The sequence below is a fragment of the Rhodoplanes tepidamans genome (assembly GCF_030813915.1).
GTDB lineage: Bacteria > Pseudomonadota > Alphaproteobacteria > Rhizobiales > Xanthobacteraceae > Rhodoplanes > Rhodoplanes tepidamans.
In genome coordinates, this window is record NZ_JAUSUJ010000007.1 from 46,800 (window position 1) to 65,425 (window position 18,626).

Consider the following 18,626-nt stretch of genomic DNA (forward strand, 5'->3'; position numbering starts at 1 on the left):
GCGCGCCAGCGGGGACGAGCGGAGCCAGGGGCGATGCTGCGCCAAAGAGGTCGCGCGGCTCAGTCGGCTTTGTCGTCCTGCTCGGTCTCGGCGAGCAGCCAGGAGAGATACGTGTGGTCGACACTCTCGATCGGCAGCACCAGGATCGCCGGCGTCGTGTAGGAATGGCGCTCCTTCACGGCGGCGCGCACCGGCTCGGCGAGCGAGGCGCGGGTCTTGACGACCATCACCACCTCCTCGGCCCGCTCGATCGCCCCCTCCCAGCGGTAGAGCGAGACCATGCCGGGCAGGATGTTGACGCAGGCGGCGAGCCGCGCCTCCAGCAGGGCCCGTCCGGTCTCCTCCGCCTCGACAAGCCCCGGAAACGTCGTATAGACGAACACCACGCGTTCCATCGCCACTCCTTCTCGCCGGCGGCGGTGCGGCGCCTGGACCGCACCAGCTGCCGCACGAGCCGCGCATGACCCGCCTGCCCGCCGAGATCGAGCGGATCGCCTTCGTGGCGAGCCAGACGCCCGAGGCACACGCCGCCCTGGAGCGGCTGGCGAAGCGCTACGGCAACGCCGAGCCCGAGGACGCCGACGTCATCGTCGCGCTGGGCGGCGACGGCCTGATGCTCAAGACCCTGCACGTCTTCATGAGCACCGGCAAGCCGATCTACGGCATGCATCGCGGCACCGTCGGCTTCCTGATGAACGAGTACCACGAGCACGGCCTCAAGGAGCGGCTGCACGCCGCCGAGGCGACCGTCATCCATCCGCTGGTGATGCGCGCGCTCGACTTCGCCGGCCAAGGCCACGAGTACCGCGCCATCAACGAGGTGTCGCTGTTCCGCCAGACCTATCAGGCGGCCCGCCTCGACGTGATGGTCGACGGCAAGCAGCGGCTGCGCGAGCTCACCGCCGACGGCATCATGGTGGCGACGCCGGCCGGCTCCACCGCCTACAATCTCTCGACCGGCGGCCCGATCATCCCGATCGGCTCGCCGCTCCTGGCGCTCACCCCGATCAGCCCGTTCCGGCCGCGGCGCTGGCGCGGCGCGCTGCTGCCCGACACCGCCGTGGTCACCATCGAGGTGCTGGAGGCCGACAAGCGCCCGGTCGCCGCCGTCGCCGACCACGACGAGGTGCGCTCGGTGAAGCATGTCGACATCCGCATGGACCACGCCATCGACATGCTGATGCTGTTCGACCCCGGCCACAGCCTCGACGAGCGGATTCTGCGCGAGCAGTTCAGCCACTGAGGCGACCGCCGCGCGGCCCGCGTCGGCGGGGCGCGCCCAGATGCCGCCGCAGCCCCGGGCCGCGCCGGATTAACCTAAACCCTTCCTTAAATCTTCCGCGTCAGGATCGCCGCGACTTCTGGACCTCTGTTCCGTGCGCGTGAGCCATGATCCGCATCGACTTCAACCGGCTGCGGTTTCTCCTGATCGACGACAACGCGCACATGCGCCGCATCCTGCGCACGCTGCTGCACGGATTCGGCTCGCGCGAGGTGTACGAGGCCGAGGACGGCGCCGCCGGACTCGAGGCCTTCACCCACAACATCCCGGACATCGTGATCACCGACTGGGCGATGCCGATCTTCGACGGCCTCGAGCTCACCCAGATGATCCGCCAGCCGGGCGCCAACGCCAATCCGTTCGTGCCGATCATCATGCTGACCGGCCACTCGGAGAAGAAGCGCGTGATGGCGGCGCGCGATTGCGGCGTCACCGAGTTCCTGGTCAAGCCGATCTCGGCCAACGCGCTCTACCAGCGCGTCCTCACCGTCGTCGTCAACCCGCGCCCGTTCATCAAGACCAAGACCTTCTTCGGGCCGGACCGGCGGCGGCTGGTGAATCCGAACTATGTCGGCGTCGAGCGCCGCAAGGGAACGGCCAAGGCCGAGATCATCCCGCAGCAGGCGCTGCTCGAGCGCGTCAAGATCAGCGAGTGAGCGGGGATTTGCGATGACCTCCGGTCGACGGGGCGGCAGGAAGACCGGCAAGCCGGACGCTCCGAAGGTCACCAATTTCGGCGACCACGCCGTGATCGTGCCGAAGAACCTGCTGCGCAAGGCGTGGGCCCGCAACTCCGCCGAGGGCCTGCCGGATCCGGTCGCCGACGCCGAGCGGGCGCTGGCCGCGCTCTCGGGCGAGTTCGCCGGCTGGATGGACAGCGAGTGCGAGCGCCTCGACACGGCGCGCAAGGCGGTGCGGGCGAAGGGCTTCGACGCCGAGACGCGGCAGGCGCTCTATCACGCCGCCCACGACATCAAGGGCGAGGCCGCGACCTTCGGCTTCCCGCGCGCCGCCACGGCGGCGGCGAGCCTGTGCCGGCTGATCGAGCGCACCACCGACACCCGCCGCATCCCCCTCACCCTCGTCGACCAGCACGTCGACGCGGTGCGGGCGATCGTGCGCGAGCACGGCACCACCCGGGCCGAGATCGTCGCCGACGCGCTGACGGCGCGGCTGCGCGAGATCGTCGACGCGTTCCTCAAGAGCGAGAACGGCGGCCGCCTGCCCGACGACGACGAGGTGCTGAGCCCGCCGACCGTGCCGCGCGCCGACGGGCCGTAGCGCAGGGCGGACCGTAACGAAGGCGGGCCGGGCGCGGACCGCGCCTTCCCCCTCCCCCGGACGACTTCGATTCCGCAACCGGCCTACGCCGCCATCCGGATCCGCATCAGCTCGGCGACGACCTCCTGCTCCAGCTTCTCGCAGGCGATCAGCGCCTCCTCGCGGGCGGCCTCGGCGGCGAAGCGGCGCAGCAGCGCGAGCAGCGGCTCGACCTCGCCGACGTCGGACTGGCCGCAGGCGGTCAGCACGCGCTCGACCATGCGGCGGTGCAGCCGTGCCGAGCCGTCGAGATCGGGCCCCTCGCGCCACGCCTCCAGGGCGAAGCGGAACGCCGGGAAGGTCGAGGCCGGCAGGCCGGCGCGCGAGAACACGGCCCGGAAGCCGACGCCGGTGCGGTCGTACATCAGCAGGCGGACGCGCCGCAGCGGCAGCCCGGCGAGCTCCGCCAGCGCCTCCTCGAACAGCGCGATGTTGCCGGACAGCAGCGCCCGCAGCACCAGGCCGGCGGTGAGCTGGCCGGTGACGCGCAGGTGGCGGACCAGCGGGCCCGCCGCCTCCTCGCCGACCTCGGCGGCGAGCGCGACCGTCGCCTTCTCGCAGGCCTCGCGGGCGGCCGTCTCGGCATGTCTGTCGTTCATCCAGGCGCGGCCGGAGACGAAGGCGGCGAGCGTCGCCGAGAGGCGCGCGATCAGCGCCTGGCGGCTCTCCACCGGCAGGTCGGGCCGGGCGAGCAGCGCCTCGCGCATCGCGCCGAGATGGCCGAAGCGCTCGATCATCCGGTCGAACGACAGCCGCGCGATCGCGGCCTGCGGGTTCTCGACCAGCACCAGGCACGCCTCGGCGGTCGCCACCTCCGCGATGGCGGCGGCGACGGGCCGCGGCAGCGGCATGCGGCCGGCGATCGCCGCCTGCACGGTGTCGCCGCCGGTGGCGACGAGATCGACCAGCTCGGCGTCGATGAACAGCGGCGAGCGCGCCAGCACCACGGCGGCGATGTCGGGGCGGTCGTGCGCCAGCATGTGGACGACGGTGGCGGGCGCCTCCGCGCTCGGCGCCAGCGCGCCGGCGAGCGCCGCGCGCACCAGCGGCGAGACGTCGTCGGCCAGCATCACCAGCACGCCCTCGATGGCGGCGCGCTCGTCGTCCGGCAGGTCGGAATAGAGGTAGGCGCGGGCGAGCGCGCTGGTCGCCTCGGCCCGCTCGCCGGCGGGCGCGGTACGGACCCACTGCAGGAACTGGCGTACGATCATGTCACTTCCCGAACGCGACGGAGGGCGGCACGGACAATTCTCGAGGGATCCGGCCGGAACCGGCCACACGGCCGGCGAGTCCCGACAGACCTCAGCCTACCGGCGCGCCCTTAACAAAGGGTTCACCATAAATCTTTGCGTTCGTTGCCGAATTGTTAACGGAGCGAGACCGTCCGCGGCGCTCGGCGGAGGGCGCAGCGGGTCCGCCGCGGACGCGCGCCCTACCCCCGCCGGCCGAACAGGCCGCCGGCATTGGTGCCGGGGGCGGAGAAGAGCTCGGAGGCGCGGCTCGGGTCGGTGGCGGTGAGCGCGGCCGGCGCGGCCTGCTCGGCGACCGTGGTGGCCGGCGCCGGCGGGGCCGGCGGCGTCCCGGCCGTCGCGGCGGCCGGTGTCGTGGCAGTCGGCGCCGCCCTGGTCGCCGTCACGGGCGGCGGGGCCGGGTAGCCGCCCGCTCCCGACAGCGCCGCCGCGACATGCGGGCGGGTCGACCACAGCTCGCTGACATAGCTCGACACGGCGCCGCGCGCCGGATCGCTCTGGAACAGGCTGTGGAACAGCGGCGCCGTCGATGCGGTGCGGGCCGCCTCGGGCTCGTAGGTCGCCGGCGTGAACAGCTCGGGATCGAGGCGCTCGCCCGCGGCCGCCGGCCGCGCCGGCTGCGCCGCGGCGGTGGCGGTCCCCTGGGTGGCGCCGCCGAGCGCCCGGTCGTAGCGGCCGACCAGCACGCCGTAGACCTGGGCGAAGCTGCGCGGCGTGCCGTCGCGCTCGTAGAAGATCGAGCGGTTCGAGGCGGCGGCGTTGGGAAAGGTCTCGGCCGCGATGCCGGAGGGATTGCGGCCCGCCTCGGTGATCAGCCGCGCGGCGCCGCCGGGGCCGAGGAAATGGGCGATGTAGAGCTCGCCGTCGGTCGGCGTGCGGCCGATCAGCGCCTCGACCTTCTGGGCGTTGCGCTGGGTGAAGGCGCCCGCCATGGCGGCGCTCGCCTGCGGGTCGCTGCGCAGCTCCATGACGGCCTGCTGCAGGCCCGGATCCGTCACCTCGTAGCGGCCCGAGGCGGTCTTGCCGATGGCGTCGGCGTAGCGGCCGAAGCCGAGCGCGGCGCCCGCCTCCTTCAGCATCATCAGCCAGGTCTGGTCGATGAACTGGAACAGGCCGCGGGCCGACGAGCTTGTCGACGCGGCGTTAGGGTTGAAGTCCGATTCGACCTTCGCAGTGGCCAGAAGATAGGTGAAGCTGGTGCCGGTGGACCGCGACGCGCTTCGGATGGCGTCGTTGACGGCCCATCCGGAGGTCGAGGCGTTGGTGCCGGAAACTGGCAAGAGCAACCTGCGGAGCGGGCCCGAGTCGGGTCGTGAGACACGTCCGAGGCTGCGCCCTTTATGGTAAACAAATTATGAATCGGCGCCGCCGGCCGGGCCCGGCCGGGGGGCGCCGACAGCCAGGAGGGAGCGAGAGGAATGTCCCACGCGACGGCCGTCCGGCACCCGCGCGGCGGACTGTATTTCGAGGACTTCGTCATCGGCGAGGTCGTCGAGCACCGCTATCGGCGGACCGTGACCCAGATGGACAACATGTTGTTCTCCAACATGACCCTGAATCCGCAGCCGCTGCACATCGACCGGCACTTCTGCGAGAACGAGACCCAGTGGGGCCGGCCGCTGATGAACTCGCTGTTCACGCTCGGCCTGATGATCGGAATGTCCGTCTCCGACCTCACGGTCGGCACCACCATCGCCAATCTCGGCATGACCGACGTGATCTTCCCGCATCCGCTGTTCGAAGGCGACACGCTGCGGGCGCAGACCGAGGTGATCAACAAGCGCGAATCGTCGTCGCGGCCGAACGCCGGGATCGTCGAGTTCCACCACCGCGGCTTCAATCAGAACGACAAGCTGGTCGCCGAATGCCGGCGCCAGGCCTTCATGCTCAAGCGCCCCGCCTGAGGAGACCCCGAAGATGCGCTCCCTGCTGTTCGTCCCGGCCGACGCCGAGAAGAAGCTCGCCAAGGCGATGGAGTGCGGCGCCGACGCCGTGATCGTCGACCTCGAGGACTCGATCTCGGCCGACCGCAAGGATTCGGCCCGTGCCGCCGCCGCCGAGTTCGTCGCCGCCGTGTCGGAGTGGCCGACGCGGCCCCGCATCCTGGTGCGGGTGAACGGGCTCGAGACCGGCCTCACCGACCTGGACCTCGACGCCGTCATCCCGGCCCGGCCCGATGCCGTGATGCTGCCCAAGGCCGAGGGCGGCCAGGCCGTCATCCACCTCGACGCCAAGCTGGCCGTGCGCGAGGCGGTCGCCGGCCTCTCCGACGGCCACGTCACGGTCTACGCCATCGCCACCGAGACGGCCGCCTCGCTGTTCGTCGCCGGCAGCTACCGGGCGTCGAGCCGCCGCCTCGCCGGCCTCACCTGGGGGGCCGAGGATCTCGCCGTCGAGCTCGGCGCCGAGCAGAACCGCGACGCCGACGGGCGCTTCCTCGACGCCTTCCGGCTCGCCCGCGCGCTCTGCCTCGCCGCCGCGGCGTCGGCCCGGGTGCAGGCGATCGACACGGTGGCGGTCGACTTCCGCGACGAGGCGAAGCTGCGGCGCGAATGCGAGGAGGCGCGGCGCGACGGCTTCACCGGCAAGATGGCAATCCATCCGGACCAGGTGCCGGTGATCAACACGGTGTTCACCCCGACCGCGGAGGCGGTGGAAAAGGCCCGGGCGATCGTCGAGGCCTTCGCGGCGCAGCCCGGCGCCGGCGTGGTCGGCCTCGGCGGCGTCATGTTCGACCGCCCCCATCTGGCGCGCGCCCAGGCCCTGCTCGCCCGCATGAAGGAGATCGAGGAGGCGGTGTGACCGTGACAGCCGGCGCGGCGCACCGCGCGGCCGTCGGCGCGGCGGACACGGCGATCGTCACCGCGGCAGCACGGCCTCCAGGATCTGGCCGCTCTCGGACTCGGTCATCAGGAGCGTGCGGCCGTCCGGCCGCAGCACCGCATTGGTGAGGGTGCGGCCGGCGCAGGAGCGCACCCGGTAGAGCGGCTCGCCGAGCGGTGACAGCACCCAGGCGCTGCCGTGGCCGGGATCGCAGACGATCACCCGGCCGGCGGCGTCGACGACGAGGCCGTCCGGCCCCGAGACGCCGCCGGGCAGCTGGGCGAACACCTGGGTCTTCGACGCCAGCGCCGACGGGGCGAGCGGCACCCGCCAGATCTGGCAGGCGCGGGTGAGCGCCAGATAGGCGTGGGTGCCGGCCGGGGCGACGGCGACGCCGTTGGGCGAGGCGGCGTTGCCGACCAGCCGGTCGAGGCGGCCGTCCGGCCACAGACGATAGAGCCGGCCGCTCGGGTCGTGCATGCCGGTCTGGCCCTGGTCGGTGAACAGCACCGAGCCGTCGGCCAGCAGCGCGAGATCGTTGGGCCCCTTGAAGCTCTCGCTGTTCACGCTGGTGCACACCGGGTGGATGGTGCCGCTCTCCGGATCGATGCGCAGCAGGCCGCGCCGATAGTCGGCGACCAGCAGGCTGCCGTCGGTCGTGACCTTCATGCCGTTCGGCCAGCCGTCGTACTCGTGGACGAGGCTCCACCGCCCGCTGCCGTCGATCGCGAAGATGCGGCCGTAGGGGATGTCGGCGACGTAGAGCGTGCCGTCCGGGGCGCAGCACGGGCCTTCCAGGAAGCTGTCGATCGACACGCCGGGCTTGTTGGCGACCCCCCACTCGGTCGGCCGGGGAGTCCTGAAGTTGTCGGGGAGGCGCGCAAAGACGCGGCTCTCGATGTCGGCGGGCGGGGCGAACCAGGTCATGACGGATGTCGCTTCGGCTGCGGGCGGGGCCGCAGAGTAGCCCGGCAGCAGCGGCTTCGGAAGGAGCGTACGCCATCGTACGGGGGCGGCCGGAGCCGGGCACGTTCCCGGGGCCGGCCGGTTTCCTCTGGACAGCGCCGCGCCGGTCGCGCCCCGTCCCCGGCCGCGCCGCGGCATCCCGCAAACACCTCGCCAGGGAGCCGTCCATGAGAGTGGTCGAGGATCGCGCCAGCCGTCTCGCCCTGCAATCGAGCGGATTCGCCAACGCCGTCACCTGCATCCTCGACAAGCCCGAGGGCACCCTGCGGGTGCAGCGCAAGGTCCTGCTGTGGCCGCGCTCGCCGATCGAGGCGCCGCTCGACGCGGTCGAGGACGTCACCGTCAGCGAGGTCAAGGACCCCGCCTCCGGCACCCATCTCCACATTCCGGTGCTGCATCTCGCCACCGGCCAGCTGGTCTCGCTGTCCAGCACCGACGAAGGGAACGCCACCGAGGTGGTGGAGAAGATCCGCGCCTTCCTGGACATCGACGGCGACGGCGGCGACTTGGCAGTGCCGCGGCGCTGAGCCGCCGCGGCCGCCGATCGCCCGGCACGCACCGATCCGTTCGACACGGGGTGTCGCATCCGCTTGTTCGGGGCTAGATTTGGCGCTCGGATTTCTGGATGGTGGCCGGATCGACCGATCGGGACCGAGCACGGCCGACCGGTCGCCCTGGCCGCGGAGAGTGTCGTGCCGACCATCGACTCCAAGCGCTCGACCCTGGTGGTCGTCGACTTCCAGGAGCGGCTGATGCCGGCCATCGCCGAGAGCGAGACGGCGATCGCCAATGCCCGCCGCCTGCTCGACGCCGCCGCCCTGATCGGCATCCCGGTGGTGTTCACCGAGCAGAACCCCAAGGGCCTCGGCCGGACCGTCGCGGCGCTGCCGACCGGCGGCCACCCGGTGGTGACCAAGTCGACCTTCGATTCGGTGCCGGCGCCGGGCTTCATCGCCGCCCTCGCCCCGGCCCATGCCCTGGTGATCGCCGGCTGCGAGGCTCATGTCTGCGTCTGCCAGACCGTGCTCGGGCTGCTCACCAAGAAGCGCCAGGTCTATGTGGTGCGCGACGCGGTCGGCTCGCGCCGCGCCGAGAGCAAGGAGACGGCGCTGCGCCGGATGGAGCGCCACGGCGCCGAGATCGTCACCACCGAGATGGTGGTGTTCGAGTGGCTGGAGTCGGCCGAGCACCCGCGCTTCCGCGAGGTGGCGGCGCTGGTGAAGTAGGCGGGCGCCGCACGCCTCATTCGGTTTCCCGGAATTCCATCGCCGGACCGCGGCCTTGAAGTCGCCCTGCCGGACCACGGTGCCGCCGCCGGGCGGCCATCGCGTCGCCGAACTTCCACGCCGCCGCCGCGATCCCTCACGAATGGCGCCCGAGTTCCGGCCGACCATGGCATGGTTAACGATTCACGCTCGTCGGGGGGCTGAGCATGATCGTGCTGGACTGGATCCTGCTGGCCTCGGTCGGCGGGTTCGTGGCCGCCGCGCTGGCGGCGAGCACCATCGAACGCAACCGAACCGGTACGGCGGGCGGCCGGCGGCCGCTGTCGGGCCGCGCGCCGGCGCCGCACGGCCTGTGGAGCGTGGCGGAGGCCGCCTGGATCGGCGCGCGCCGCCCGCTCGGCCGGCGGACCGGCGCGGACGGCGACGGCGGCCCGGCCGGCTACGGCATGGCGGGCGCCTACGACGTGCGCGTCCGCTGGTCGACCGAGCGCGACCGCGCCGGTCCGGCGTAGCGGCGGCGCGACGGCACCGAGCCCGGGACCCAGCCGCTGTCCGTCGTGGGCCACCCGCACCGGGGCCGGGGATTCCGGGCTCGCGGACCTGCGGTCCGCGCCCCGGAATGACCATGCTCGTCACGTTCGGCCTGCTATACTGCAGCCATGCCCGAACGCGCTCCCCTTCCCGTCTCCGCCCCGGCCGGGGCCCCGGTCCCGATGCCCGCGGCGAAGCTCCGTCTCACCGCCCGCACCCTGCTGCTCGGCGACCGCATCGACACGGCCGGCCTCGAGCGCAGCGACCTGATCGCGACGACGCCGCTCGCCTTCCGGTCCGGCGCGACCGGCTACGCGGTGCTGTTCCGCTACGGCGTCGCCGTGCTGGTCGGCCTGTCGCCGGTCGAGGAGGACGAGGTGGTGCGGGCGCTCGGGCCGCGCCTCGCCGGCCGCTACGCCCCCATCGAGGACGAATCGACCGTCGTCGAGATCACCCCCGACCAGGACGACCAGGTGGTGCCGGGCGGACCGGTGGCGGTCCGCGCCCTCACCCCGCCCCGCCTCCTGGTGATCGCCGACGTGCTCGCCAAGAACGCCGCGCTGTCGCGCGACGAGCGCGAGGTCGGCAAGGTCCTGGAGGTGATGGAGCCGTTCGCTGCGGCGCTCGCCCGCACCGGCAAGACGCCGTCGAACCGGCGGCAGATGCTCAAGACCATCGGCCAGGCCCTGCAGGTGCAGCACCGCCTCGCCGGCCGCGTCGAGATCGAGGACAAGCCCGACATCCTGTGGGACCAGCCGGAGTTCGAGCGGCTGTGGCTGCGGCTGGCCGACGAGTACGAGCTCAAGGAGCGCGCCACCTCGCTCGCCCGCAAGCTCGCCGTGATCGACGACACGGCGCACGCCCTCACCGAGATCATCGACACCGAGCGCGGCGTGCGCCTGGAGATGACCATCATCCTCCTGATCGTCGTCGAGGTGCTGGTGACGTTCTACGAGCTGTTCGTGCGCGGCGGCCACTGAGGACCGGCGCCGGCGGAGCCGGGCGCCCGGGCCGGCGAGGCGGTGTCGCGCGGCCGGAAAACTCGGGCGGAATCGGCGGAATACGACGGTTCCGCCGGTCTTCCCGCGACACGACCCGGTCGTGCGCACCTGCCGCTTCCGATCGCCGCAGTCGATGCTATGACGACCGGATCATGCCCGACTCGCTCCGTCTCCGCGACCAGACCGACGCCGACGCCGACGCCGTCCGCGCCCTCGTCACCGCCGCCTATCGCGGCCTGCCGCACGCCTCCGGCACCGAGCCGGCCATCATGGAGGCGCTGTGGCGGAGCGGCGCCGCCGCGGTGGCGCTCCTCGCCGAGGATTCGTCCGGCCTGGTCGGCCAGGCGGCCTTCTCGGCCGTGGAGATCTTCGGCCCCGGCACCCGGCCGAACGGCAAGGCGCCGGCCGGCGGCTGGTTCGGCCTCGGCCCCCTCTCGGTGCGGCCCGACCGCCAGCGCCAGGGGGTCGGCACCGCGCTGATCCGCGCCGGCTTCGCCCGCCTGGAGGCGCGCGGGGCGAGCGGCTGCATCGTGGTCGGCGACCCCGCCTATTACGGCCGCCACGGCTTCCGCCGCGCCGCCAACCTGCACGTCCCCGGCATCCCGGACCGTTACGTGATGGCGGTGCTGTTCGGCGACGCCCCCCCGCCGACCGGCACGGTCGAGTTCCACGAGGCGTTCTCGGCGAGCGAGGGATGAGCGGACGGCGCGCAGACCCCGTCGAATCCGGCTCCTCCTGCGTTGTCGGACCGCCGTCATCGTGATCTCCTAGATGATGGCATTGTCCCACCACGCGCCCGGACCCGCCGCGCCGAGCCCGGGGCGCGCCCGGGGCACCCGGCGCTTCCGGGCCAAGGAGGTACGATGTTTCCGGTTCCCACCCAGGTCTTCCTCACCCGCGGGGTCGGCGTCCACAAGCAGCCGCTGACGGCGTTCGAGTACGCCCTGCGCGACGCCGACATCGAGCAGCAGAACCTCGTCACGGTGTCGTCGATCCTGCCGCCGCGCTGCCGGCTGATCGGCCGCGAGGAGGGCGTGCCGACGCTCGCGCCCGGCGAGATCACCTTCTGCGTGATGGCGCGGGCCGAGACCAACGAGCCGGGCCGCCGCATCGCCGCCTCGATCGGCCTCGCCCGGCCGAAGGACCCGACCGTGTACGGCTACATCTCCGAGCACCACGGCTACGGCATGACCGAGCGCGAGGCCGGCGACTACGCCGAGGATCTGGCCGCCACCATGCTGGCCTCGACGCTCGGCATCGAGTTCGACCCCAACGCCGCCTGGGACGAGCGGCGCAAGCTCTACGCCACCACCGACCTGATCGTCGACACGCTGTCGATGACGGCCGCCGCCACCGGGGCCGACAGCGGCGACTGGACCTGCGCTGTCGCCTGCGCGGTGTTCCGCTTCTCGCCCGTCGACGCGCAGGCGGGCGCAGCGCAGCCCGGCGGGGCGCCGGCATGAGCGTCTCCCCGGCCACCTTCGCGCTGCCGGCCACCTTTCTCGGGCTGGCCGCGCACGGGCGCGACGCGTCCTGGTGCATCGCCGGCATCCCGCTCGACGTCGGCACCACCAACCGCTCGGGCGCCCGCGACGGCCCGGCGGCGATCCGGCGGGCGAGCCGCATGCTGGTCGACGGCGCCCACCCGGTGCACCGCATCGAGCCGGCGCTGCTGTCGGTCGCCGACATCGGCGACTTCGCCATCGCGCTCGGCGACATCGAGAAGAGCCTCGCCCTGATCGAGCGGCAGGCGGCCGGCATCGGCCACCTGATCGCGCTCGGCGGCGAGCACGGCATCACGCTGCCGCTGCTGCGCGCGCTGGCGAAGCGCACCGGCCCGCTCGCGCTCGTCCATTTCGACGCCCATGTCGACACCTGGCCGGACAATTTCGGCCAGCGCTACGCCCACGGCTCGGTGTTCTTCCACGCCATCGAGGAGGGGCTGGTCGATGCGCGCAGGGCCGTGCAGGTCGGCATCCGCTCGCCGATGGGCATCGACGTGCACGACTGGACGGTGGAACGTGGCGTGCGGATCGTGCCGGCCGAGGCCGTGCACGAGGCCGGGCCGGCCGCCGTGGCGGAGCAGATCCGCGCCGTGGTCGGCGACGCGCCGGCCTATCTCTCGGTCGACGTCGACGTGCTCGATCCCGCCTTCGCGCCCGGCACCGGCACGCCGGAGATCGGCGGGCTCGCCAGCTGGCAGCTGCTCGCCATCCTGCGCCGGCTCGGCGAGGTCGGCTTCGTCGGCATGGACGTGGTCGAGGTGGCGCCGGCCTACGACGTCGCCGAGATCACGGCGCTCGCCGCCGCCACGGTCGCCTGGGAATACCTCGCCCTGATGGGCAAGCGCGCCGCCGGGTAGCCGCCGGCGGCGGCGCGCTCGTCGAGCGGGTTGTTTGTCGGCTGCGTGCCCCGGCGTACGGCTGCGGCGCCGGGGCGCTTTGTCTTCGGGTCGGCCGGGAGGTCAGCGCCGCCAGCCGGGCGGCGGGGGGCCGTGGCGCTCGATCGCCTCGACGATCTCGCGGTGCCGGCGGTTCTCGCGCGTCATGTAGATGCTGATCACGGCGTGCGCCGAGGGCAGCAGCATGAGCACCGGAAACGTGAAGATGGTCAGAACCGTGAGCACGATGCTGACCGCCAGCAGGGCCACGTTGAACAGCGCCGCGAAAGGCTGCCCGTTCACGAGCAGGCCGAGGGGAGGCAGGAAGACCGCCAGGATGTAGATCATCGCCGCATCGCTCCCAAGCGCGAGGTGGCGCACGGGGCGCCGTCGGCGGATATGTGGGGGCTCCCGACCCGGGTGCAATCCGGTGCGGCAGGATATGCCGCGGCGTCGCCCCGCCGGTAATCCTGCGCCGCGGCGGCCGCGCCGCCGATCTGCGCGCTTGCCGGCCGGCGCGTCCCGGCGCATAGGCGGGGCCCGCGGTCCTGCCGCCCTCCGCCCGTCCCCTGCCCGCCCGGTGTCCTCCTCCCCATGCCCCTCTCCCGCGAGCGCATCGTTCCCTTCGTCGTCGCGGTCGCGCTGTTCATGGAGAACATGGACTCGACCGTGATCGCCACCGCGCTGCCGGCGATCGCGGCCGACATCGGCACCTCGCCGATCGAGCTGAAGCTCGCCATCACGTCCTACCTGCTGGCGCTCGCCATCTTCATCCCGACCAGCGGCTGGATGGCCGACCGGTTCGGCGCGAGGACCATCTTCCGCAGCGCCATCGTGGTGTTCGTCGCCGGCTCCCTCGCCTGCGCCGTGTCGCAGGAGCTGTGGCACTTCGTGCTGGCCCGGTTCCTCCAGGGCATCGGCGGCGCCATGATGAGCCCGGTCGGCCGGCTGGTGCTGATCCGCGCCGTCGACAGGAGCCGGCTGGTCGACGCCATGGCGCTGGTCACCCTGCCGGCGCTGATCGGCCCGCTGCTCGGGCCGCCGCTCGGCGGCTTCATCACCACCTTCGCGAGCTGGCACTGGATCTTCATCATCAACGTGCCGATCGGCGTGGTCGGCTTCCTGATGGTGACGGCCTTCGTCGAGAACGTGAGGAGCGAGGTGCCGGAGCCGTTCGACGTCCCCGGCATGGCGCTGGTGGCGCTCGGCATCGGCGGGCTCGCCTTCGGCTCGACGGTGAGCACGGTGGCGTTCGTGCCGGCCTGGGTCGCCGCCGCCCTGCTGGCGCTCGGCGCCGCCGCGACCGCGACCTATGTCGTGTATGCGCGCCGCGTCGCCAACCCGGTGATGGACCTGTCGCTGTTCGCGCTGCCGACCTTCCGGGCCGGGGTCGCCGGCGGCTTCGTGTTCCGGGTCGGCGCCGGCGCGCTGCCGTTCCTGCTGCCGCTGATGCTGCAGGTCGGATTCGGCATGACGCCGTTCGAGTCCGGCATGGTGACGTTCGCCACCGCGTTCGGCGCCATGGTGATGAAGACCCTGGTGCCGCGCATCCTGCGCCGCTTCGGCTTCCGCCTCGCCATGACGGTCAACGCCCTGCTCGCCGCCGTGACGATCGGGGCGCCGGCGCTGTTCTCGCCCGGCACCCCGGTGTGGATCATGATCGCCGTGCTGCTGGTCGGCGGCCTGTTCCGCTCGCTGCAGTTCACCAGCGTCAACACCATCGCCTTCGCCGAGGTGGAGCCGCGCCGGATGAGCCGGGCGACGTCGCTCGCCAGCGTGTCGCAGCAGCTCTCGGTGTCGACCGGCGTCACCATCGGGGCGCTGGCGCTGGAGATCGCCATGGCGGCGCGCGGCGACACGGCGCTCACGGCCGCGACCTTCCCGCCCGCCTTCGCCACCATCGCCCTGATCTCGGCCTCCGCCGCGATCCTGTTCGCGATGATGCCGAAGGACGCCGGGGCCGAGATGGCGCAGCGGAAGTGAGTTTTTGGAACTCGTAGGGTGGGCAAAGCCGCGCAGCGGCGTGCCCACGCCGTCCCCTTTGCCGCTGCGGACCGCGTGGGCACGGCGCGCCTTCGGCGCACCTTTGCCCACCCTACGACGATCCGGCGACGCTCGCTGAAGTCCAGGGCGGGGAAGCGTATTCTTGAATCTCACAGCGCCAGCTACGGTGGCCGAGCATCGAATCGAGAGAAGGACCAGCGATGGGCGACGCAATCACCAAGGACAGCAACGGCAACCCGCTCGGCGACGGCGATTCGGTGACCGTGATCAAGGATCTGAAGGTCAAGGGCACGTCGGAGACGATCAAGCGCGGCACGCTCGTCAAGAACATCCGGCTGACCGGCAATCCCGGCAAGGTCGAATGCAACACCAAGCAGGTCAAAGGCCTCGTGCTGAAAACGGAGTTCCTCAAGAAGGCATAGCCCCGCTTTGCGGGTCCGCCGGGCGCGACAGCGAAGCGCATTGCGCCGAAACGTCTGCGCCGGCGGCGATGCCGAGACGGCGGAATACGCTTCGCTGTTCCGCCCTACGAGGAACCGGGGTACGCTTGCTTAGGCAATACTGAAACGAAGTCGATTCGAGGCTCGCCGAGTGAGCACTTCCCCGCGGAAGCGTCCATGCAAAATGAGCAAGAACGGCGTGAGTTGGCACGACTGCACTTGGATGCGGTGGAAATTTGGCTGCGCCGAATCATAAACCAATAATTAACGAGGTTTTTTGGGCAGGACTATTGGAATGCGAGGTTTTCTGCCGATCAGCAGGCAATAATTCCGCCGAGAGTCCGGGACCGTGTTACGAAAAGGCAGGCGGCAGAACCCGACCGCTTCAAACGGCCCCTGGAAGCAATCACGTTCGATGATGCTATTGACATAGTACTGCATCAACGGCCTTTTCCGGAATACTTTCGACCTGCACTTAGCGCCGCCTTCTCCGACGGATCAGCGGAAGCGCGCACATTTCTTTCACGCCTAAAATCGCACCGCGACCAACTCGCCCACGGCGGCATCTGCAGCCAGCGCTGCCTTGAGCAATGTATTTGCTATTCGAACGATGTGATCGACTCACTCAAGGCACACTTTCGGGAACTGAAGATGGAGCAAATATTTAACGTTCCAAGATTCATTCACGCTATCGACAACAAAGGAAATGATTTCAGCCTGGATATCGAAAAAGAACAAGGTCAATTCGTTGATCGCTGGACGCGCGGCAAGGGAGATCTCTATATTGGAGAATGCCTTGTAATCGAGGTTGAGGTAGACGAGAGCTTCTCTGATTTCACAATAGAATGGTTTTCATTCAACGGCGACCGCGGTAATGGAAAGGTTGCAATCATCGCGATCGAGCCCAAACATGTTGGAATTCAAATGGATGTCAGATTTGAGTTAAGATCGAAGGAAACTTGGCATCGCTTGCATGGCGGCATAGACGATATGCTTGATATTCGCTATCGTGTTTTCCCGCCAACCCAAGCGATTAATGACGCCAAGCCTCGGTAGCAGCAGAGCGTAGGGTGGGCAAAGCCGCGCAGCGGCGTGCCCACGCCGTCCACCCTCGCCGCCCCCGACCGCGTGGGCACGGCGCGCCTTTGGCGCACCTTTGCCCACCCTACGCGTCGGAGACCTGCCGGAACCCCATCGCCAGAACATAAAGCTCGGCCGAGTCGGCGCGGCTGGCGGCGGGCTTGACGTGCTTGACCTTGGCGAAGTCGCGCTTGAGGTCGGCCAAGAGGTCGCCCTCGGTGCCCCCGCGAAGAACCTTGCAGAGGAACGATCCGCCGGGGTCGAGCACCTCGCGGGCGAACATCGCGGCGGCTTCGGCGAGCGCCATGATCTTGAGGTGGTCGGTCTGGCGGTGGCCGGTGGCGTTGGCCGCCATATCGGAGAGGACGACGTCGGCGGGGCCGCCGAGCAGCGCCTTCAGCCGGTCGGGGGCGGCGGGGTCGAGGAAGTCGAGATGCAGCACGTCGACCCCGACGATCGGCGGCATGTCGAGGATGTCGATCGCCACGACCCGGCCTTTGCCGGCCTCGGCGCCGACCCGCTTGGCCGCCACCTGGCTCCAGCCGCCCGGCGCGGCGCCGAGGTCGACGACGCGGCCGCCCGGCCGGAACAGCTTGAAGCGGTCGTCGAGCTCGATCAGCTTGTAGGCGGCGCGCGAGCGGTACCCCTCGCGCTTCGCCCGCGCCACATAGGGGTCGTTGAGCTGCCGGTCGAGCCACAGTTTTTGGGCCAGGGTGCGGCCCTTGCGCTTCTTGACCTGGACTTTGAGGGGGCGGCTGCGGTCGGTGGTCATCGGGTGGCGATCTCGGGGTCGGTGGCGCGCGCAATCGAGGTCGGGCGCTCTCGCATGAGCGGCGTCATGCGCGGGCTCGACCCGCGCATCCATCCCTGCGCAAGACGGTTTTCTGCGTCGAGTGCTCTTCGTAGAGGGATGGGTCGCCGGGTCAAGCCCGGCGACGACGACGGTGCGGAACCGGCCTGCCCCGCCCGATCCCTCCCGGGCAACTCACCCCCGCTCCCACACGCCGTCGGCGCGCATCATCTTGACCAGCATGCCTTCGCGAAGGCCGCGGTCGGCGACGCGCAGGCGCGGGCACGGGAAGGCGCGGCGGATCGCCTCCAGGATGGCGCAGCCGGCCAGCACCAGGTCGGCCCGCTCGGCGCCGATGCAGGGGTTCGCCACCCGTTGCTCGTAGCCCATCGCCATCAGCCGGTCGATCACGGCGGTGATCTCGTGGCCGCGCAGCCAGCAGCCGTCGACCCGGCGGCGGTCGTAGCGCGGCAGGTCGAGATGCACGCCCGCGATGGTGGTCACGGTGCCGGAGGTGCCGAGCAGGTGCAGGCCGCCGAGGTCGCCGCCATGCGTCCGCACGAAGTCGGTCAGCGCCTGGCCGACATGGGTCACCATGGCGTCGAAGGTCGGCCGGTCGACGGCGACGCCGCCGAACCGCTCGGCCAGCGTGACGACGCCGAGCGGCAGCGACACCCAGCCCTGGATGACCGGCCGGGGCGGGCCGCGCCCGGCCGCCTCGGAGCGGGAGAGCCGGACCAGCTCGGACGAGCCGCCGCCGATGTCGAACAGGATGGCGCCGCGCGCGTCCGGGTCCATCAGCGGCGTGCAGCCGGTGGCGGCGAGCTCGGCCTCGGTGCGCTGGTCGACGATCTCCAGGTCGAGCCCGACCACCTCGCTGATGCGGGCCTGGAAGTCGGCGCCGTTCTCGGCCGCCCGGCAGGCCTCGGTGGCGATCAGCCGGGCCCGGCTGACGCCGCGGGCCCGCATCTTGTCCCGGCACACGGCGAGCGCGTCGACGGCCCGGGCGATGGCGGCGTCGCCGATGCGGCCGGTGAGCGACACGCCCTCGCCGAGCCGGATGATGCGCGAGAAGGCATCGACCACCCGGAAGGCGCTGCCGGTCGGGCGCGCCACCAGGAGCCGGCAGTTGTTGGTGCCGAGGTCGAGGGCCGCATAGGTCGGCCAGTGCGGCGCCGACGCGGCGGCAGGGGCCGGCCGAGACTCGCTCCCGGCGCCGGCCGCCTGCGGCCAGCTCCGTCCGGGCGGCTCGGACGCCCCCTCCCTCCCCAGACGCGCCGATCCGAGGAGGCCGGTGGTGGGGGCCTCTTGATCCATCAATCGCCTTCGCGCCGGCCGCCGCGAAGGCGCCAGACGTCATCACGATGTGTCGTTTCTTCGACTCGAAGTGTAACAGGCCTTTCAAAGGACGCAATTGCCACGCCGTGGCGACGCTTGTGCTTCGCGGCGACGACAACCGAAGAAGTGAACCTGCTTCTCGGTTCATGGGGACGGTTTGTCGCGGCCCCCCGAATGGTCTAGATCTGCGACCTC

22 protein-coding genes are annotated in these 18,626 nt (G+C 71.2%); 15 read left to right on the forward strand and 7 right to left on the reverse strand.

The window, feature by feature from the left end; genetic code table 11:
• Positions 1–59 precede the first annotated feature (59 nt).
• Positions 60–395 carry a divalent-cation tolerance protein CutA gene (cutA, locus tag J2S22_RS10250; protein WP_272779008.1) on the reverse strand — a complete coding sequence of 112 codons (336 nt, stop codon included), beginning with the start codon at positions 393–395 and terminating at the stop codon, positions 60–62.
• 65 nt (positions 396–460) lie between these two features.
• Here cutA and J2S22_RS10255 point away from each other — a divergent pair, with 65 nt between their 5' ends.
• The 3 genes from J2S22_RS10255 (at position 461) to J2S22_RS10265 (ending at position 2,563) form a co-directional block, all read left to right on the forward strand.
• On the forward strand, positions 461–1,243 hold the full coding sequence (locus J2S22_RS10255; protein ID WP_272779007.1) for an NAD kinase: 783 nt from the start codon (positions 461–463) through the stop codon (positions 1,241–1,243).
• 146 nt (positions 1,244–1,389) lie between these two features.
• Positions 1,390–1,938, forward strand: a complete 549-nt coding sequence (locus tag J2S22_RS10260; RefSeq protein WP_272779006.1) for a response regulator — start codon at positions 1,390–1,392, stop codon at positions 1,936–1,938.
• Between the two features lie 13 nt (positions 1,939–1,951).
• On the forward strand, positions 1,952–2,563 hold the full coding sequence (locus J2S22_RS10265) for an Hpt domain-containing protein (RefSeq protein ID WP_272779005.1): 612 nt from the start codon (positions 1,952–1,954) through the stop codon (positions 2,561–2,563).
• An 83-nt stretch (positions 2,564–2,646) separates the two neighbouring features.
• Here the strand turns inward: J2S22_RS10265 and J2S22_RS10270 are convergent, their stop codons facing one another.
• On the reverse strand, positions 2,647–3,813 hold the full coding sequence (locus tag J2S22_RS10270; RefSeq protein WP_272779004.1) for a DUF2336 domain-containing protein: 1,167 nt from the start codon (positions 3,811–3,813) through the stop codon (positions 2,647–2,649).
• 221 nt (positions 3,814–4,034) lie between these two features.
• Positions 4,035–5,132, reverse strand: a complete 1,098-nt coding sequence (locus J2S22_RS10275; RefSeq protein ID WP_272779003.1) for a transglycosylase SLT domain-containing protein — start codon at positions 5,130–5,132, stop codon at positions 4,035–4,037.
• 138 nt (positions 5,133–5,270) lie between these two features.
• Between J2S22_RS10275 and J2S22_RS10280 the strand changes: the two genes are divergently transcribed.
• Together J2S22_RS10280 and J2S22_RS10285 are read left to right on the forward strand one after the other, a co-directional pair.
• Positions 5,271–5,756 carry a MaoC family dehydratase gene (locus J2S22_RS10280; RefSeq protein WP_272779002.1) on the forward strand — a complete coding sequence of 162 codons (486 nt, stop codon included), beginning with the start codon at positions 5,271–5,273 and terminating at the stop codon, positions 5,754–5,756.
• A gap of 13 nt (positions 5,757–5,769) precedes the next feature.
• A complete protein-coding gene (locus J2S22_RS10285; protein ID WP_272779001.1) occupies positions 5,770–6,654 on the forward strand; it encodes an HpcH/HpaI aldolase/citrate lyase family protein in 885 nt (294 codons plus the stop codon).
• A 57-nt stretch (positions 6,655–6,711) separates the two neighbouring features.
• On the opposite strand, the gene J2S22_RS10290 is transcribed toward J2S22_RS10285, so the two are convergent.
• Positions 6,712–7,602 (reverse strand): SMP-30/gluconolactonase/LRE family protein, encoded by an 891-nt coding sequence (locus J2S22_RS10290; protein ID WP_272779000.1) that lies wholly within the window; start codon positions 7,600–7,602, stop codon positions 6,712–6,714.
• Positions 7,603–7,808: 206 nt separating this feature from the next.
• Between J2S22_RS10290 and J2S22_RS10295 the strand changes: the two genes are divergently transcribed.
• The 7 genes from J2S22_RS10295 (at position 7,809) to speB (ending at position 12,761) form a co-directional block, all read left to right on the forward strand.
• The gene (locus J2S22_RS10295; RefSeq protein ID WP_272778999.1) at positions 7,809–8,168 is read left to right on the forward strand and encodes a hypothetical protein; all 360 of its coding nucleotides are present in this window, start codon (positions 7,809–7,811) and stop codon (positions 8,166–8,168) included.
• A gap of 165 nt (positions 8,169–8,333) precedes the next feature.
• Positions 8,334–8,867 carry an isochorismatase family protein gene (locus tag J2S22_RS10300; protein WP_272778998.1) on the forward strand — a complete coding sequence of 178 codons (534 nt, stop codon included), beginning with the start codon at positions 8,334–8,336 and terminating at the stop codon, positions 8,865–8,867.
• 206 nt (positions 8,868–9,073) lie between these two features.
• The gene (locus tag J2S22_RS10305) at positions 9,074–9,379 is read left to right on the forward strand and encodes a hypothetical protein (RefSeq protein WP_272778997.1); all 306 of its coding nucleotides are present in this window, start codon (positions 9,074–9,076) and stop codon (positions 9,377–9,379) included.
• Between the two features lie 201 nt (positions 9,380–9,580).
• A complete protein-coding gene (locus J2S22_RS10310; protein ID WP_272778996.1) occupies positions 9,581–10,378 on the forward strand; it encodes an RMD1 family protein in 798 nt (265 codons plus the stop codon).
• A 173-nt stretch (positions 10,379–10,551) separates the two neighbouring features.
• Positions 10,552–11,097 carry a GNAT family N-acetyltransferase gene (locus J2S22_RS10315; RefSeq protein ID WP_272778995.1) on the forward strand — a complete coding sequence of 182 codons (546 nt, stop codon included), beginning with the start codon at positions 10,552–10,554 and terminating at the stop codon, positions 11,095–11,097.
• Positions 11,098–11,262: 165 nt separating this feature from the next.
• Positions 11,263–11,862, forward strand: a complete 600-nt coding sequence (locus J2S22_RS10320; protein WP_272778994.1) for a pyruvoyl-dependent arginine decarboxylase — start codon at positions 11,263–11,265, stop codon at positions 11,860–11,862.
• Entirely contained in the window at positions 11,859–12,761 is a 903-nt protein-coding gene (gene speB / locus J2S22_RS10325) for an agmatinase (RefSeq protein WP_272778993.1), read from the forward strand. The genes J2S22_RS10320 and speB overlap by 4 nt, the downstream gene beginning before the upstream one ends.
• Before the next feature lie 102 nt (positions 12,762–12,863).
• On the opposite strand, the gene J2S22_RS10330 is transcribed toward speB, so the two are convergent.
• On the reverse strand, positions 12,864–13,127 hold the full coding sequence (locus tag J2S22_RS10330) for a hypothetical protein (RefSeq protein WP_272778992.1): 264 nt from the start codon (positions 13,125–13,127) through the stop codon (positions 12,864–12,866).
• Positions 13,128–13,373: 246 nt separating this feature from the next.
• Between J2S22_RS10330 and J2S22_RS10335 the strand changes: the two genes are divergently transcribed.
• The 3 genes from J2S22_RS10335 to J2S22_RS10345 all read left to right on the forward strand — a co-directional run bounded on the left by J2S22_RS10335 (position 13,374) and on the right by J2S22_RS10345 (position 16,279).
• Positions 13,374–14,762, forward strand: a complete 1,389-nt coding sequence (locus J2S22_RS10335; protein ID WP_272778991.1) for a DHA2 family efflux MFS transporter permease subunit — start codon at positions 13,374–13,376, stop codon at positions 14,760–14,762.
• A gap of 221 nt (positions 14,763–14,983) precedes the next feature.
• Positions 14,984–15,205 (forward strand): alkylphosphonate utilization protein, encoded by a 222-nt coding sequence (locus tag J2S22_RS10340; protein WP_272778990.1) that lies wholly within the window; start codon positions 14,984–14,986, stop codon positions 15,203–15,205.
• 630 nt (positions 15,206–15,835) lie between these two features.
• Positions 15,836–16,279 carry a hypothetical protein gene (locus tag J2S22_RS10345; protein WP_272778989.1) on the forward strand — a complete coding sequence of 148 codons (444 nt, stop codon included), beginning with the start codon at positions 15,836–15,838 and terminating at the stop codon, positions 16,277–16,279.
• 109 nt (positions 16,280–16,388) lie between these two features.
• On the opposite strand, the gene J2S22_RS10350 is transcribed toward J2S22_RS10345, so the two are convergent.
• On the reverse strand, positions 16,389–17,075 hold the full coding sequence (locus J2S22_RS10350) for an RlmE family RNA methyltransferase (RefSeq protein WP_272778988.1): 687 nt from the start codon (positions 17,073–17,075) through the stop codon (positions 16,389–16,391).
• A gap of 213 nt (positions 17,076–17,288) precedes the next feature.
• Positions 17,289–18,410, reverse strand: a complete 1,122-nt coding sequence (locus J2S22_RS10355; RefSeq protein WP_272778987.1) for a Ppx/GppA phosphatase family protein — start codon at positions 18,408–18,410, stop codon at positions 17,289–17,291.
• Positions 18,411–18,626: the final 216 nt, after the last annotated feature.